The sequence below is a fragment of the Pseudomonas sp. CFBP 13719 genome (assembly GCF_014842095.1).
GTDB lineage: Bacteria > Pseudomonadota > Gammaproteobacteria > Pseudomonadales > Pseudomonadaceae > Aquipseudomonas.
This window is the reverse complement of sequence record NZ_JACYVB010000006.1, coordinates 259,154-274,859: the sequence shown is the minus strand read 5'-3', so window position 1 is coordinate 274,859 and position 15,706 is coordinate 259,154. Positions and strand designations below refer to the sequence as shown.

The window sequence follows — 15,706 nt, the reverse complement described above, 5'->3', positions numbered from 1 at the left end:
CGACGCTGTCGGCTGAACGGGTGTCGAGCGTTTCGCTTGTGACCGCAGCCGCATCGTTGGGGCCGGGTCGCCCAGTGCGTGGGGGCGCTGGAGGAAACAGATGTCGCGTGGGGCGCGACGTCTGAGACAAAGCAATAATCAGGCCGCTGTTAGCAACTAGATGTTTTCATTGGCTATTTTTTATTGGTGCGCTTTTGAGAGCGTAATGGTTTGCTCCAAAATGGGAATCCTGCACTCAAACCGGGCAGGGTCCATCCGATGGGTAACATCAGTGGCAGTGCTCAGCAGAGATTGAACACTGCCCCTATGCAGCGAATGGATCTGCGCAAACGGCTTCACCCTCCGGAAGCAAGCCTCGATATGGCAGCCTTGCTGCCTGCACGCTCGCGCAGCACGAATTTCTGGATTTTGCCCGTGGCCGTCTTCGGCAGCTCCGTGAAGATGACCTGCCGCGGGCATTTGAACCTGGCCAGGCGCGTTTGGCAGAACGCGATCAGCTCGGCACCGGTGGGCGCCGCGACACCGGCCTTGAGCTCGATGAAGGCGCATGGTACCTCGCCCCATTTGTCGTCGGGCTGGGCTACGACAGCCGCGTGCAGGACGCTGGGATGGCAGTGGATGACATCCTCGACTTCGATCGAGGAGATGTTCTCGCCGCCTGAGATGATGACGTCCTTGGAGCGATCGGTGATCTGCACGTAGCCGCCTTCGTGCACCACGGCAATGTCGCCTGTGTGAAACCACCCCCCCTCGAAGGCCTTGCCGGTGGCCGACGCGTTCTTCAGGTATCCCATCATCACGGTGTTGCCGCGCAGCAACAGCTCGCCGGTGGTGACACCATCGTGCGGCACCGCGATCAAGGTATCCGGATCGGCCACCATCATCCCTTCGAACGTTGCCGCTCGCGTGCCTTGGCGAACCCGGAAGGCGCGCTGCTCGCTGTCCGTCAGCGCGTCCCAGCCGTCTTGCCACACGCAGCTCACCGGGGTCCCGGATACCTCGGTGATGCCATAGACGTGATCCACGTCGAAGCCCAGTGCAACCACGGCGCTGAGCACCGAAGCCGGTGGGGGGGAGCCGGCCGTGAGCACGCGCACAGGTGATCGCAAGACCTCGCGATCACGCGCATCGGCAATCATGGCCATGACCACGGGTGCGGCGCAGAAATGGTCCACGCCGTGGGTATCGATGGCATCGAACACGGCCTCGGCACTGACCTTGCGCATGCACACATGAGTGCCCGCCGCTGCGGTGATCGCCCAGGTAAAACACCAACCGTTGGCATGGAACATCGGCAGCGTCCACAGGTAGCGCGGCGCACGCGGCAGCGGCCAGTTGGTCATCTGCAGCAGGCTCATCAGATAGGTCGCGCGGTGACTGGTGACGACCCCCTTGGGATCGCCCGTGGTACCGGAGGTGTAGTTCAGGGCGATAGGGTGCCACTCATCGACAGGCCAGACGCCGGCAAAATCCGGATCGCCGCTGGCGAGCAGCTCTTCATAACCCACCACGCCGATCGATGGCCCCAAAGGCGCGAAGGGGTCGTCGATATCAATCACGATCAGCGCCTGATCCAGTCGCTCGAGCGCCGCCGCAACCAGGCTCGCGTATTCGCGATCCACCAGAACGGCCTTGGACTCGGCATGACGGAGGATGAACGCCACGCCTTCGGCATCGAGCCGACAGTTGATGGTGTTGAGCACTGCGCCCGATAACGGGATGCCGAAATGCGCTTCGAGCATGGCCGGCGTATTCGGGCACAGAATGGAGACGGTATCGCCAGCGCCCAATCCCCGAGCGACCAGAGCGCTGGCCAGTCGCAGGCAGCGCTCTCGCGTCTGCGCCCAGGTCCGGGTGATGGATCCATACACCACCGCAGCCCGTGTCGGATGGGCCAGCGCAGCCCTTTCCAGAAAACCCAACGGGGTAAGGGGGAGGTGATTGGCCGGGGTCTTGTCGAGGCACTCGTTGTGGGCTGCAGGCTTCATGGGCGAGTCTCTTTGTTATTGTGATGAAAGGTGGTGAATGCACTGACCGGTTCGCGCTCGGTGACCAGCTCGTTCTCGACGCTGGACGCGTCCGCATAGCCCAGGCTCATGCCGCAGACCAGCATTTGCTCGTCGGGAATGCCAAGGACTTCGGCGATGACGTGGTGATACTTCAGAAAGGCGGCCTGAGGGCACGTGTGCAACCCGCGAGCCCTGGCAGCCACCATCACGCTCTGCAGGAACATCCCGTAGTCCAGCAGGCTTCCTTGCTGGAGCACGCGGTCGATGGTGAACAGCAGACCTACCGGCGCGTCGAAAAACCGATAGTTGCGGCCGTGCTGTTCGTGCATGCGCTGCTTGTCGCCCTTGGCAATACCGAGCAGTCCGTACAGCTCCCAGCCGACCTTCTTTTTCCTGTCCACGTAGGGCGTCACCCACTCCCTGGGGTAGTACTCGTAGGGGTCGAGCAGCTGGTTGGCATGGGCGGGATCGTTGTCTATATCCGCTATGGCGTTGGACAGCTGCCGTTTGGCGTCGCCGGTGACCACGTGCACACGCCAAGGCTGCATGTTCACCCCCGTCGCGCAGAAGCGGGCGACATCGAGGATGCTTTCCACGTCTTCCTGGGCCACGGGGTCGGGAAGAAACGCCCTGATGCTGCGCCGAGACCTGATCGCCCAGTCCACAGCCTGCACAATCAGGGCGGGGCTTGACGGCGGTTGAGACAGTCGATTCATAAGTGCCCCGAGTCAGGTGGATTTGGAGGTAGCGCGATTCAAGGCCGCACCGTCGGTGGCCGGTGGCGCACGACGGGTCGAGCGCGCCTGGGAAGAGTCGGCGAGGGACTGATTGATCAGCGAAACCGCTGCCGCACCGATCAGCCCGGCAAGGGCGATGGCCATGAAGTTCTGCTCCAGCGGCAAGTGCATCGAGATCAACCAGCCGATCAGCACCGGGGCTACGATGGCGCCTATGCGGCCGACGCCCGATGCAAAGCCGACGCCGGTGGCCCTGATGGTCGAGGGGTAGAAATCACCGGCGTAGGCGTAGGCCAGCAGTTGCGTGCCCAAGGTCGATGCGCCGACCGTGAACACCACGGCGTAGAGCAGGGTAGGCGAGCGGGTGTAGGCAAGCATGACCAGCGCCAGGGCGCCGACGATGTAGAAACACACCAGCACACGCTTGATGTTGAACCTGTCGCCCAGCCAGCCACCGCCCAGCGCGCCGACGATGGCACCGACGTTGAACACGATCACGAAATTCAGCGCCGATCCCAGGCTGAAACCCGCCATCGCCATCAGCTTGGTCAGCCAGGAGTTCAGCGCGTAGACCATGAACAACCCGGTCATGAATGCGGCCCAGATCATGACCGTGCTGAAACCGCGGCCATCGGCGAACAGGTTACGCACGGGGGAATCCTGTTTATCGAGGATCTCCGGGTTGCCGGCCATGAGCGCATCGTCGGGAATCACCTTGCCGGGATCGAGCTTTCGCGCCACCTCCCTGAGGGCCTCCTGCTGGCCCTGTTTGAGCATGTAGCCGATGGAGTCAGGCATGCTCTTGAGAATGAACGGGATGAGGATCACGGGCAGTCCGGCGACATAGAACACCCATTGCCAGCCATGACTTTCAATCAGCTGTTTTGCGGTAAGGGCGACCAGGATGCCACCCACGGAATAGCCGGCAAACACCAGCGTCACCAGGCGTGTGCGCAGCTTCAACGGTGAAAACTCGCCCATCTGCGCGGTGCAGATGGGCAGCACGCCGCCGATACCCAGCCCTGCGATGAAGCGCATGATGCTGAAACTGATGGGGTCGTTGGTCAGCCCGGCACCCGCAGTGAACAGACTGAACAGCGCAACGCAGATGGCCGTCATCTTCGGCCGCCCGATGCGATCGGCCAAAGTGCCGAGGAAGATCGCGCCGAGCATGGTGCCGAACAGCGCCGAGCCGGCCATGATGCCGGCGCTGGTGGCCTCGATGTTCATGTCTTTCATGATGGCTGGCAGTGCAGCACCCACAACGGCGAGGTCGTAGCCGTCGATGATCAGGATGAGCACGCACCAGAACAGGATCAGGCCATGGAAGCGGTTGAACCTTGAATCCTTTGCCAGCGCGAATACGTTCACGGGTTGCATAGCGTGTCTCCTTCGGTTTTATTCTTGTTTTGAAGTGCACAGGTGTTCCGCCGACCAGGCCATGGGCAGCGGCCATGACTGGAGTTCGGCTATCGTAGGCGCCGGCATGGAATAGGCCCATGTCCAAAGTCGTCGTTCTGATTGGGGTCTTTGGACAGTCCCCAGGCAGGGACAGGCGGAAGGGTTTGCTTATTTCACAGTGGCGAACGGACGGTGCTCATGTTTCATCGGCTTCGGTGCGGCGATAGCAACCGGGACTGACGCCCGTCCATTTCTTGAAGGCCCGATGGAAAGCGCTGGCATCCTGAAAGCCGGTTTGCAGTGCCACCTCGACCACTGTCAGCTCTTCACGGCCAAGCAGATGAATGGCCATGTCCCGGCGAAGATCGTCTTTCAGGCGCTGGTAGCTCAAGCCTTCGATGTGCAAGCGTCGTTGTAGTGTCGAACTCGACGTGCCCAGCGATTTCGCCAACCGGTCGAACTCAGGCCAGTCCTCCGGATCCACACCGCGAAGCTTCTGACGAACCCTTGCTCCCGTGCTTTCATCGTTCCGATACTTGACCAGCAAATTGCCGGGCGATTCTTCCAGGAAGGATGTGAGGGTTGCGGGTGTCTGCACGACCTTGAGGGCGAGGAGGCTGCGATCGAACCTTACGGTGGTCTGGGCGACACCGAACACCAGCGACTCGCAAAAGCGCAGGCGGTAGTCGCTGTCGTCCAAAGGTTGCGCCGGCCGGAAGCCGATGCTTTGGATAGGCAAGCGCCGACCGCCCAGCCAGCAGAGCAATCCGTGCACCAGGATCAGCCAGGTGCCATAGCTGAACAGGCGTCTTTCCACGCCGTGGTCGTGAATGACCAGCACCGCCGAGTCGTCTTCGTACGTCAGCTCGCCGTAGACATCGTCCAGAGCGCTGCGCAGAAACATCAGGATCCGCCGCAGCGCCTGCTCCAGCGAGTGGCAGCTCAAGGCCACGTGGCACATCAGGCGAAAGCTGCCTCTGCGCAGCGGGTGGCTGTCGATGGCGAAAAACTCGTCGTCCAGCGCATTGGCCAGCGCAATCCAGAGTCGAGAAAACGCGACTGCGGAGACTCTGGCCTGGGGCGCATCAAGCAACCCTGGGTCGATGCCCGCGTCTCGCAGCACCGGCTGGATGTCGAATCCGCGCTGCACTGCACCGTGCAGGGCTTCGTGCACCAGGCCTATGGAAGTCGTGCCTTTGTCTGCAACTACAGCCATGACGTGTCCCCGTGAGCGATGCACCGAGTGTCGACCAGCGGCCTGAACGGTAAACAAACCTGCACCGACAGGCAATCGGTGCAAGCACACCAACTCAATCGTCGTCTGATCATTGCTGCACCGAGTGCAGGTATATACTGCAGATTCACCGTCTTGTGAAACGCCGGGCGCGTTTCCATACTCGTCGGCACTACTGACCGACTGGAGAACGACATGGCCGCAGTGATCCGTTTCAATCAACCCGGTGATTCTTCCGTACTGTGGGAAGACACCGTGGTCGAGCAGGCGCCGGGCGAAGGGCAGGCGTGGCTGCAGCAGGCGGCCGTGGGCGTCAACTACCTGGATGTCACCCAGCGCAATGGTGCGGTCAAGGTCCCGCTGCCGTCCGGCCTGGGCCTGGAAGGCGCGGGCACCGTGATCTCGGTGGGGCCAGGGGTAACCAACGTGCAGCCAGGCGACCGCGTTGCCTATGCCACCGGTCCCTTGGGCGGCTATGCGGCGCAACGGCTCTATCCGGCCGAACGACTGGTGAAGTTGTCGGCCGGGGTCAGCTTCGAGCAAGCGGCGGCGGTGTTGTTCAAAGGCATCACTGCACAGTACCTGTTGAAATCCACCTACCCGGTAGGCCCCGGTACGACGATGCTGCTGTACGGCGTCGCCGGCGGCCTGGGGCAGATCATGGGGCAGTGGGCCAAGCACCTGGGGGCGTACGTCATCGGTGTGGTGTCGAAACCCGAGAGCGTCGAGCGGGCAAAGGCGGTGGGCTGCGACGAGGTGCTGGTATTCGATGCGGCCACGCTCGCTGCAGACGTGGCGAAGCTCACCCAGGGCCGCAAGGTCGATGTGGTCTACGACCCGATTGGTCGCATCTCCTTCGAAGCGTCGCTGGACAGCCTGCGTCCGCGCGGTTTGATGGTGTCGTTCGGCGCATCGTCGGGTGCGCCCAACGCGGTCGAGCTGTCGACCCTCAATGGCAAGGGCTCGCTGTTCCTGACCCGGCCTTCCATCGTCGCGCACACAGCGTCCACAGCCGAATACCAGGAGCGCGCAGCCGACGTGCTGGCGGCGGTCGAGGCGGGCATCATCACCCCGCGGATCTGGAAGACCTATCCCTTGACCGAAGCGGCTCGCGCCCATGAGGCGCTCGAATCGGGTCAGTCCGGCGGGGCGATCATTCTCGCCCCATGACCCCGGACCTGCTCGACAGTCAGCACAGCGACGAGATCGCCGCCTTCCTCGCCGTGGCCAGCCAAGGCTCGTTCGTCGCTGCCGGTCGCTTGCTCCAGCGTCACCCCACGGTGATCTCCAAGCGTCTGGCCGCCATGGAAAAGCGGTTGGGCGTGCGCCTCATGGAACGCTCCACGCGCCAGGTCAGGATTACCGAAGTCGGCGCCAAGCTGGAACAGCGCCTGCGCGCAGCCCTTGGCCAGATCCTCGAGGCCGAGCAGCAGGCCACCTCAGGCGTTGCCCAGGTGCGCGGAGTCCTGCGCCTGGCGCTGCCGGCCGCCATGGGACGGCTGTGGGTGGCCCCACTGTTGCCCGAGTTTCTCGGCGCACACCCCGGTGTTTCGATCGTTGCCGACTACAGCGAGCACGTCGTCGATATCATCGAGCAAGGCTATGACCTGGCCCTGCGCATCGGCGAGCTGGACGACAGCCGATTGATTGCCAACAAGCTCTGCGACCATCGCCGCATTCTCTGTGCGTCTCCTGCGTACGTGGAACGCTGCGGCATGCCGCTGACGCCCGCAGATCTGATCCAGCACAACTGCCTGCGCTTCAGCGGGCTGGCCTCGTTTCCGGAATGGAAACTGCACCGCGCAGGCTGTCAGGAAAGCGTGACGACCCAAGGCACACTGACATCCAACGACAGCGAAACCCTGCTCAGCGCCGCAATGGCCGGCACGGGCATTCTGGGCGCCGGTGAATGGCTGATGAGCCGCCAACTGGCATCGGGTGAACTGGTTCAGGTACTGCCCGACTGGCGACTGGATTCAGTGGGCGGAATCTACTTGATACGACCCTCTGCGAAGTTCCCGGCGGCGACCGTCCTGGCATTCAAGGCCTGGATCGAATCGCGCTTCGTCGATGTGCCCCCTTGGGGGTAGGTGTGCGGCGCAAGGGTCATGCTGGCGTCTGACAGCGATATCGGAACTACGTCACAGTAGTAGCATATTGATATTAAAGACTTCCTCGACCCGTCCGATACCCCTTTCACTGTGTAACCAAAAGAAATGGCCATGTGCCATTATTTTAGTTGCCGGCGATAAATGGATGATGTCATAATGGCATCATTGGCCACTACGTTCCGAATTTTGGAGCGTTGTGGCTTTGGTTGGCCGGACGTGTCGTTCGAAGGCTCGCAATGCTTCGCGATCATGCCCACCAACACCCGATCACGCTGTCAGTCACGATCCGACAGGATCGCCAGGGAACAATGGCGGCCTGGAACACCGCGTAGCGCACCCATCAACGCGCCGGTTTCCAGGGTCTTTACAAACGCTCGCGCAAGCGAATCCATTCTCATCCAGAGGGATGAGAACCACGCAAGCAAGGTTGCTTTAATAGTCCCAGAAATGGGATTGCTACACTGGAACACGATGAATCGATCTATCTGCCTGATGTTCGGCCTGCTTCTTTCCGGCTGCAATGGCATGCCAACTCCCTTTGTCAGCGATGCCGCCTACAAAGACGCTTTCATGGTCACCTCGAGTCTTCCCGCCCCTCTCCTGTATCAGGCCTCCGCCGTGCAATGGAATGAGGACTACGCGGTTTCTGCCAAGCACACCCCTTACCTCAGTGACGTTGCGCACCGTGGTCGTGGCGATGTGGTCTTCATCAAGCGCAAGGCTGCTGCGGCTCCCCACTGGCGTCAGGCATCGGTCGGCGAAAACGTCACCGCCGTCGGCTTCAGTCCACTGCTGATGCCCGTCAAAGGCAGCGGCAAGGTGAAGGAAGGCAAGCTGCTGCTCAGCAACCTCAACGATGGCGTGCTCTATTCCATCCACGACGGTCCGAGTGCCATGGGCATGTCGGGTGGTCCGGTGTATGCGGATGATGGCTCGGTAGTCGGTATCACGGTGGCATTCGTGCCGACGCGCTACACCCAGTCCATGACCAATACCGATCTGGCCGACGCCAAGCGGGTGAGTGTGTTCATGAGCTACAAAGAAATCGACAAGGAATGGCATCGCTTTCAGGGCGACGTCAAAGTACCGGCCCCAGTCATGGGCTATGTGACACGTTGAGTCGATGGGGGAACGGCGGGGAGGTTGTCAAGGCGGGGGGCGTTGCGGAAGAAGCACGGCTCGGGCGGCCTTGGCAGCCGCCCAAGCCCCTCACTCATTTCTGAGCGCGAGCTGCGTCACGCAGTGCCTTGATCTTGTCATGATTGCGCATGACACCATCGAACTGCTTCTGGATCACGGCGCGTACCTCAGGGGTCACGTCATGGTTTTCCAGCGCTTTGGTGTAGCTCTTCTTGGCAACATCTTCGCCACGCTCTGCTTCGTTGAGCAGTGCGACGTCGTCCTTGCCGGTGATGGCCGACTTCAGGTCGACCCAACGACGGTGCAGATCGCCTGCAACGCTGGTGGTGGTTTCAGGTTCGCCACCCAGCTTGCGTACTTCGTTCTGCAGTTCTGCAGCACCGCTGGCAGTGTCGGAAGCGGCGGCTGCGAAGACTGCCTTCAGTTCAGGGTTGTTGGTGTTTTCGGCGAGATCCTTGAAACCAGCCTCACCATCTTTCGATGTTTCGATGAGGTCGTTGAGTACCTTGATCGTTTCTTTATGAGCGTCGGTCATTTCAAAATCTCCTTGGTGGACGGTCTGGCTCAGACCCAAGAGGCAGCCATGGCGTAGGCATGGTACGTACGCTGTGTTTAGGTCGCCCTGTTTGGCGGAAGGTTCCGATTTTTTTGAAATGGGCGCTTAGGCAGTTCTTTCAGGCGCATTTTTGCGGAGCACAAATCGGCCAGGCGCCCGTCACCGTCAGGCGTTCGGCCCAGGCGCGCCGGCCAACTCTCTGACCAGTCGGTCCAGCTCGTCGAGTTCGAACGGTTTGCGCAGCACCACCGCACCGTCGATGGCATCCAGTGCAAGGGTGTCGGCATAGCCACTGATGAAGATGATCGGTAGCTGGGGGACGAGCTGGCGTGCCTTGCGCGCCAGCTCGGCGCCATTCATCTCCGGCATCAGGAAGTCGATGACGGCTGCGGCGCAGCGCGTGTTGCCCAGTATTGCCAGGGCCTTGCCACCACGATCGGCCTCGAGCACTTCATAGCCACGTCCACGCAGGTCGTCGACCAGTACCGTGCGCACTGCATCGTCATCGTCGACCACCAGCACCGGCAGGGCGAGAGGGGCGAGCGGCGCCGCGACGCTGGTCGGCTGTGGGCCGATCGAGTTCGCGCGCGGACGCTCGGCCATTGGCAGCACCAGCTCGAAGGTCGAGCCTTGGCCCGGCTCACTGGTGATCTTCAGGTCGCCGCCACATTGACGGCACAGGCCGTAGACCTGCGCCAGGCCCAGCCCGGTGCCGCGGCCCGATTCCTTGGTGGTGAAGAACGGTTCGCATGCCTTGGCCAGGACTTCCGGCGACATGCCGGTACCGCTGTCGCTGACCCGGATCGACACGCTGGGCGGCGTGCCCTGCGCTGTGGTAGGCAGGCATTTGACGATGAACCAACCGCCGTCGGGCATCGCATCCCTGGCGTTCAACGCAAGGTTGAGTATGGCCATTTCCAGCTGCAGGGGGTCGGTGCTGACGAACAGGCTGCGATTCGGTGTCTGCATGTCGATGTTGATGTCCGGCCCCAGCGCGTTCCCGACCAGTTCGAAGGCAGCACTGACAGTATCGGCGAGGTTGACCGCTGAAACGTTCAATCGCTGAGTGCGCGAAAACGCCAGCAGTTGCCCGGTCAGACGAATGCCCTTTTCCGTGGACAGCGTCGCCCGTGTCACGTACTTCGAGGCCTTGGGATCACTCTCGACGTGGCGATGCAGCAGTTCGAGGTTGCCTGAAATGCCCATCAGCAGGTTGTTGAAATCGTGGGCGATACCCCCCGTCAGTTGGCCGACTGCATCCAGGCGTTGGGCGCGGTTCATGACTTGCTCGGCGACGATGCGTTGTGCCGATTCCTGTTCCAGTTCTGCGCGCTTCTGGTCCAGCTCGAGTTCCAGGCGCTGGCGGATGGTGGTTTCCAGGCGACGCTGCTTCTGCCGTTGCAGGTCCAGTCGGGCCGTGACCCGGCCGTCCTTGACGATCAGGATGACCAGCGGCAGAAACACCGTTGCCACGACCAGGGCCAGGGCGGCGGGCGCACCGATGGCGCGGGCGTTGATGGCCGACAGCAACAGCCAGCCGATCACCGGCAGGATGGCCGTGAGCAGCAACTGCCGACGGGTGACCGCGCCGGCACGGTTGCTCAGCGTGACCACGTTCAGCCAACCCTGGTCGGCCTGGAACAGCATCATCGAAACGGCCAGGCAGGCCAGTGCCGCTGCGGTGTGTACTGCCATGGCGTTGAACAGCAGCACCGAGTACAAATCCTTCACGCCGTAGGCGTAGCCCAGCAGGCCGATACCGGCCACGCCGAAGGCGAGCAGGGCCAGCACATCGCAGGCTTTGTGGCGACCAGCGAGCTGAGCCATGCGGGCCACGCCCAGCAAAGCCAGGCAGCTCGCCGTGGCCGGCGAAACGCTACCGACGAAGAGCTCCGAAGGCGGAAACAACCAGGCGTTCACCGCCGGGCTCAAGACGTCGGCACCGAGCAACAGGTGTGCGCCCAGCAAGGCGAATGCGATGCTCGAAGCCAGGCCGGCGAGCAACCAGCTGGGGCGTGCGCGACGTCCCAGGAGGCTGGACAGCGCCAGACCGCAAAGCGCCATGGCCGTCAAGGGTGACATGCCCATCAGGCCCGGAAAGAGATAGCCCAGCAATGGCTGGCCCAGCAGGTATTCGCAAAGCGCCGTGGCACCGGTAAGCAGGGCCACCCACGACAACAGCTTGGCCACCCACCTGACCGATGTCGCGGCGTGCAGACGGCTCAGTCCCCAGCCGGAGGTGTGGGCACCGGTATCCAGGTCGTCGTCGGGTGCGTGCATCGGTAATGGGCCTCCGTGATGGGCTGGTCGATCGAGGGCAGGTCGGCGCGGGCCTACGGACCGCGCATGGCGATGACACTTGTAAAGCCACTGCCACCAATTCTCAAGGCTTTGGCATCGACCTTTGGCACGGGAAACTGCAGCCGCGGCTTGGCAGGTGGGGAATCGTTACCGGCTGGCAAACCCCCGTGCAGCTCAGCAATCTGGCCGCGCTGGGCGAGCAGTCAGGACCGCCACGAGGTTGTTGCGCAGTCCTGCCGTCGCGGCCATTCACACGCAGAGATCACCATGACACACATTCAGCAGGTACACGATGTCGTTGCACGAACGCTATGGGGTGAAGCCCGCGGCGAGGGCGTCGCCGGGCAGATCGCGGTGGCGTGGGTCATCCGCAACCGTGTGCATGATGCCAATCCCCGTTCGTGGTGGGGCGAGGGCTACATCGGCGTGTGTCATAAATCCTGGCAGTTCAGCTGCTGGAACCCTGGTGACCCCAACTACCCCTACCTCAGCGGCGCTCGTCCCATTCCGCAGGCGCAATGGGCGCAGGCCTTGGTGGTGGCCGAGCAGGTCATCGCTGGCCGTACGGCGGACCCCACCGACGGTGCCACGCATTACCATGCGTTGCGCCTGTCCCCACCGCCAGCCTGGGCCGCTGGCGCGACGCGTACGCTGGTACTCGGCGGCCATGCGTTCTTCAAGGATGTGCCTTGAGGCCAGGTGCCGCTGAGGAAAACCCAGGCAGCGTTACAATCGGCGCAACAGTGTTTCACCCATCCACGCCGGGGCGATTTGTCGCAGCTGTCGGTTTTTTTTGATATCGTTGCGTAACTAACTAATTAGTTAATGCTGTGACGGCGCCCGTCGTTCCTCTTTGGAACCTGATCGGGAAGCCGTGCAGGTCGTGAAAGTGCGTCACGAGCATCGTCCCGACAAGCGTGTCGCGATGGCTTGCCTACACTTTGCTCAACCTTCCAGAAACGTTCATGCGTCAACAGGATCATGCAACATGACTAAGCCTCAACCTTCACCAGCGGTGCGCCGCTGGCCCATCTGGGTCGCCGCCTTGGGCGTACTCGTGTTCGGACTGCTCTACCTTGCGGGCGGGGGCTACCTCGCCACCCTGGGCGGCAGCTGGTATTTCCTGCTGGCCGGCCTGGGCATGACCGTTGCCGCCATTGCTCTGTTCAAGTCGCGCCTGCTGGGTGCCTGGCTGTTTGCCACGGTGATGGTGTTGTCGGTGATCTGGGCACTGGTCGACGCCGGGCTTAATTTCTGGCCGCAGATTTCCCGCCTGTTCGCGCTGGGTGTGCTGAGTCTGGTCGTGGCATTGGCCTATCCCACCTTGCGTCGCGCCAACGGGCTTAGCGGCGGTCGCGCCGGCTATGCGCTTGGCGCGCTGCTGGCCGTGGCTGTCGTGGCTGGCGCCGCCGGCATGTTCGTGCCGCATGCCTCGGTCGCCCCGACCGGGGAAGGCCCAGGCCTGACCCAGGTCACGCCGGCCAACGCGCAGAAGGACTGGGCCCATTACGGCAACGACGAAGGCGGCAACCGCTTCGCCGCGCTCGACCAGATCAATCGCGGCAATGTCGCCGATCTGGTTCCAGCCTGGACCTACCACACCGGTGACGTCGCCATCAGCAACGGCAACGGCGCGGAAGACCAAGCCACGCCGCTGCAGGTGGGTGACAAGGTGTTCATCTGCACTCCGCACAACAACATCATTGCGCTGAACGCCGACACCGGCAAAGAGCTGTGGAAAAACCAGATCAATGCTCAGGCTGCGGTCTGGCAGCGTTGCCGCGGCCTGGCCTACTTCGACGCCAGCAGTGCGGTGGTGGAATCGAGCGAAGGCAATACGCCGGTCAAGGCCGTTGCAGTCGCGCCGGGTGCCAATTGCCAGCGTCGCTTGTTGACCAACACCATCGATGCCCGCCTGATTGCCGTGGATGCCGACACGGGCGAGTTTTGTGAAGGTTTTGGCAACAAGGGGCAGGTGGACCTGAAAGCGGGTCTGGGGAATGTCCCGGATTCCTACTATCAGTTGTCGTCCGCGCCGTTGATGGCCGGCACCACGGTGGTGGTCGGCGGTCGCGTCGCCGACAACGTCCAGGCGGACATGCCGGGCGGTGTGATCCGCGGTTTCGATGTGGTCACTGGCGAGATGCGCTGGGCGTTCGATCCGGGCAACCCCGAGGACAAGCAGGCACCGACCGGCGACAACACCTATGTGCGCAGCACGCCCAACAGCTGGGCACCGATGTCGTACGATCCGAAGATGAACACCGTGTTCCTGCCCATGGGCAGTTCGTCGACCGATATCTACGGTGTCGAGCGCACGCCGCTGAATCACCGCTACGGTGCTTCGATCCTGGCGTTGAACGCGACCACCGGTGAAGAGAAGTGGGTCTACCAGACCGTGCGCAACGACCTCTGGGACTTCGACCTGCCCATGCAGCCAACCCTGATGGACTTCCCCAAGCCTGACGGCAGCAGTGTGCCGGCAGTGGTGATCGGCACCAAGGCGGGGCAGATCTATGTGCTGGACCGCGCGACCGGCCAACCGCTGACCGCCGTGCAGGACATTCCGGTCAAGGGCTCGGACATTCCTGGCGAACCCTATGCCAAGACTCAGCCGTTGTCGGTGGGCATGCCGCAGATCGGCGCGCAACACCTGACCGAGTCGGACATGTGGGGTGCCACCCCGTTCGACCAGATGCTGTGCCGGATCTCGTTCAAGAAAATGCGCTATGAGGGTCTGTACACCGCACCGGGCACCGATGTGTCCCTGAGCTTCCCAGGTTCGCTGGGCGGCATGAACTGGGGCAGCCTGTCGACCGATCCGGTGCATGGTTTCATCTTTGTGAACGACATGCGTCTGGGCCTGTGGGTGCAGATGGTGCCTCAGCAGAAGGATGCCAAGGCGTCTTCGGGTGGCGAAGCGCTCAACACCGGCATGGGCGCGGTGCCACTCAAGGGCACGCCGTATGCGGTGAACAAGAATCGCTTCCTGTCCATCGCCGGCATTCCGTGCCAGGCGCCACCGTTCGGTACCCTGACCGCAATCGACATGAAGACCCAGAAAGTTGCCTGGCAGGTGCCAGTGGGGACTGTGGAAGATACCGGGCCGATGGGCGTGAAAATGCACCTTCCGCTGCCGATCGGCATGCCGACGCTGGGTGGCACGCTGTCGACCCAAGGCGGCCTGGTGTTCATTGCCGGTACCCAGGATTACTACCTGCGTGCGTTCAACTCGGCGACGGGTGAAGAGGCGTGGAAAGCCCGTCTGCCGGTTGGCAGCCAGGGCGGCCCGATGACCTTCGTTTCGCCCAAGACCGGCAAGCAATATGTGGTCATCACCGCCGGTGGTGCGCGCCAGTCGCCGGATCGCGGTGACTACGTGATCGCCTACGCCCTGCCCGACAAGAAGTAACCCCCACTGCCGCTGCCACGTCCCTGTAGCAGCGGCGCATGCGGTGTATCAGGCAATCCGCGTTGAGGCCGGACGCGGCTTGCACCGCTGCTACAGGGGATCGCAGCGTCAATGTTTCACGCGGTGTGCCAATGCACACAGACGCGGCATGCACCATCCCTGTAGCAGCGGCGCGAGCCGCGTCGGCGGCGCACGCGGTGTATCAGACAAGCCGCGTCAACGGTTCACGTGGTGTGTCTACTTGCGCCGGGCGTCAAATCACCTCGGTGATGACCTGAGCGTTGCCGCCCATGCTGACCCCATCGTCCACCTGTTTGCCCAACAGGCTTTGCCCCAGCGGCGAGCGTGGGGTGATGACCATGACCGGGCAGCCTTCGAACTCCAGCTTCAACCCCGCTGCATCGGGCCCCAGGAAAAACCACTGGCGCACGCCGTTTTCCGAATCCAGCGCCACCAGTGCGCCCAGTTCGATTCCTGCCTGAAGATCACGCAACTGCAGTGCGCGGAATTTCGCCAGCCCATGACGAATTTCTTCCATGCGCCGCGCCTGCCCGGTGGCCAGGTAGGACGCCTCCAACCCGAGCGTGTCGTACTTGTTCTCGGCCACGTTCTCTTCGTGGGTGGCGGTTTCATAGGCCGTCTGCGCGGCACGCTGAGCCACCTCCAGATCAATGGTCAGGCGTTCGATGATTGCTTGCAACAGGGCAGGTTTGTTCATGGTTGGACTGATGCTGGGAACGAGCGGGCAATTGTCGCACGAACGGCCTTTAGTGCTTCTGTGCGCGCACGTTTATGCGGACAATAG

The 15,706-nt window shown here is 62.4% G+C and carries 12 protein-coding genes; 5 read left to right on the top strand and 7 right to left on the bottom strand.

Annotated elements, in window-relative coordinates; genetic code table 11:
- Positions 1-335: 335 nt before the first annotated feature.
- The 4 genes from IFT57_RS19385 to IFT57_RS19370 form a co-directional block, all read right to left on the bottom strand.
- The gene (locus tag IFT57_RS19385; protein ID WP_192152345.1) at positions 336-1,988 is read right to left on the bottom strand and encodes an AMP-binding protein; all 1,653 of its coding nucleotides are present in this window, start codon (positions 1,986-1,988) and stop codon (positions 336-338) included.
- Positions 1,985-2,725 (bottom strand): nitroreductase, encoded by a 741-nt coding sequence (locus IFT57_RS19380; protein ID WP_192152344.1) that lies wholly within the window; start codon positions 2,723-2,725, stop codon positions 1,985-1,987. The genes IFT57_RS19385 and IFT57_RS19380 overlap by 4 nt, the downstream gene beginning before the upstream one ends.
- A 12-nt stretch (positions 2,726-2,737) precedes the next feature.
- Complete coding sequence (locus IFT57_RS19375; protein WP_192152343.1) at positions 2,738-4,126, bottom strand: MFS transporter; 1,389 nt, start codon at positions 4,124-4,126, stop codon at positions 2,738-2,740.
- Positions 4,127-4,343: 217 nt separating this feature from the next.
- Complete coding sequence (locus IFT57_RS19370) at positions 4,344-5,363, bottom strand: AraC family transcriptional regulator (protein ID WP_192152342.1); 1,020 nt, start codon at positions 5,361-5,363, stop codon at positions 4,344-4,346.
- A gap of 213 nt (positions 5,364-5,576) precedes the next feature.
- Between IFT57_RS19370 and IFT57_RS19365 the strand changes: the two genes are divergently transcribed.
- The 3 genes from IFT57_RS19365 (at position 5,577) to IFT57_RS19355 (ending at position 8,611) form a co-directional block, all read left to right on the top strand.
- On the top strand, positions 5,577-6,551 hold the full coding sequence (locus IFT57_RS19365) for a quinone oxidoreductase family protein (RefSeq protein WP_192152341.1): 975 nt from the start codon (positions 5,577-5,579) through the stop codon (positions 6,549-6,551).
- Positions 6,548-7,471, top strand: coding sequence for a LysR family transcriptional regulator (locus tag IFT57_RS19360; RefSeq protein WP_192152340.1), 924 nt, complete (start codon positions 6,548-6,550; stop codon positions 7,469-7,471). The genes IFT57_RS19365 and IFT57_RS19360 overlap by 4 nt, the downstream gene beginning before the upstream one ends.
- 492 nt (positions 7,472-7,963) lie before the next feature.
- Positions 7,964-8,611, top strand: coding sequence for a serine protease (locus tag IFT57_RS19355; RefSeq protein ID WP_192047769.1), 648 nt, complete (start codon positions 7,964-7,966; stop codon positions 8,609-8,611).
- Positions 8,612-8,705: 94 nt separating this feature from the next.
- Here IFT57_RS19355 and IFT57_RS19350 read toward each other — a convergent pair whose 3' ends face one another.
- Both IFT57_RS19350 and IFT57_RS19345 read right to left on the bottom strand, forming a co-directional pair.
- The gene (locus tag IFT57_RS19350) at positions 8,706-9,167 is read right to left on the bottom strand and encodes a PA2169 family four-helix-bundle protein (RefSeq protein ID WP_122476136.1); all 462 of its coding nucleotides are present in this window, start codon (positions 9,165-9,167) and stop codon (positions 8,706-8,708) included.
- A 186-nt stretch (positions 9,168-9,353) separates the two neighbouring features.
- Entirely contained in the window at positions 9,354-11,468 is a 2,115-nt protein-coding gene (locus IFT57_RS19345; protein WP_192152339.1) for an ATP-binding protein, read from the bottom strand.
- A 288-nt stretch (positions 11,469-11,756) separates the two neighbouring features.
- Between IFT57_RS19345 and IFT57_RS19340 the strand changes: the two genes are divergently transcribed.
- Complete coding sequence (locus IFT57_RS19340) at positions 11,757-12,182, top strand: cell wall hydrolase (protein WP_122794921.1); 426 nt, start codon at positions 11,757-11,759, stop codon at positions 12,180-12,182.
- 295 nt (positions 12,183-12,477) lie between these two features.
- Positions 12,478-14,901 (top strand): glucose/quinate/shikimate family membrane-bound PQQ-dependent dehydrogenase, encoded by a 2,424-nt coding sequence (locus tag IFT57_RS19335; RefSeq protein ID WP_192152338.1) that lies wholly within the window; start codon positions 12,478-12,480, stop codon positions 14,899-14,901.
- A gap of 253 nt (positions 14,902-15,154) precedes the next feature.
- On the opposite strand, the gene IFT57_RS19330 is transcribed toward IFT57_RS19335, so the two are convergent.
- Positions 15,155-15,619 (bottom strand): GreA/GreB family elongation factor, encoded by a 465-nt coding sequence (locus tag IFT57_RS19330; protein ID WP_192152337.1) that lies wholly within the window; start codon positions 15,617-15,619, stop codon positions 15,155-15,157.
- Positions 15,620-15,706: the final 87 nt, after the last annotated feature.

Excerpts from the sequence above, each read along its gene's own strand:
- IFT57_RS19330 (WP_192152337.1), bottom strand. The coding sequence starts at position 15,619 with ATGAACAAACCTGCCCTGTTGCAAGCAATCATCGAACGCCTGACCATT.
- IFT57_RS19380 (WP_192152344.1), bottom strand. The coding sequence starts at position 2,725 with ATGAATCGACTGTCTCAACCGCCGTCAAGCCCCGCCCTGATTGTGCAG.
- IFT57_RS19370 (WP_192152342.1), bottom strand. The coding sequence starts at position 5,363 with ATGGCTGTAGTTGCAGACAAAGGCACGACTTCCATAGGCCTGGTGCAC.
- IFT57_RS19385 (WP_192152345.1), bottom strand. The coding sequence starts at position 1,988 with ATGAAGCCTGCAGCCCACAACGAGTGCCTCGACAAGACCCCGGCCAAT.
- IFT57_RS19340 (WP_122794921.1), top strand. The coding sequence starts at position 11,757 with ATGACACACATTCAGCAGGTACACGATGTCGTTGCACGAACGCTATGG.
- IFT57_RS19345 (WP_192152339.1), bottom strand. The coding sequence starts at position 11,468 with ATGCACGCACCCGACGACGACCTGGATACCGGTGCCCACACCTCCGGC.
- IFT57_RS19335 (WP_192152338.1), top strand. The coding sequence starts at position 12,478 with ATGACTAAGCCTCAACCTTCACCAGCGGTGCGCCGCTGGCCCATCTGG.
- IFT57_RS19350 (WP_122476136.1), bottom strand. The coding sequence starts at position 9,167 with ATGACCGACGCTCATAAAGAAACGATCAAGGTACTCAACGACCTCATC.
- IFT57_RS19360 (WP_192152340.1), top strand. The coding sequence starts at position 6,548 with ATGACCCCGGACCTGCTCGACAGTCAGCACAGCGACGAGATCGCCGCC.
- IFT57_RS19355 (WP_192047769.1), top strand. The coding sequence starts at position 7,964 with ATGAATCGATCTATCTGCCTGATGTTCGGCCTGCTTCTTTCCGGCTGC.
- IFT57_RS19365 (WP_192152341.1), top strand. The coding sequence starts at position 5,577 with ATGGCCGCAGTGATCCGTTTCAATCAACCCGGTGATTCTTCCGTACTG.
- IFT57_RS19375 (WP_192152343.1), bottom strand. The coding sequence starts at position 4,126 with ATGCAACCCGTGAACGTATTCGCGCTGGCAAAGGATTCAAGGTTCAAC.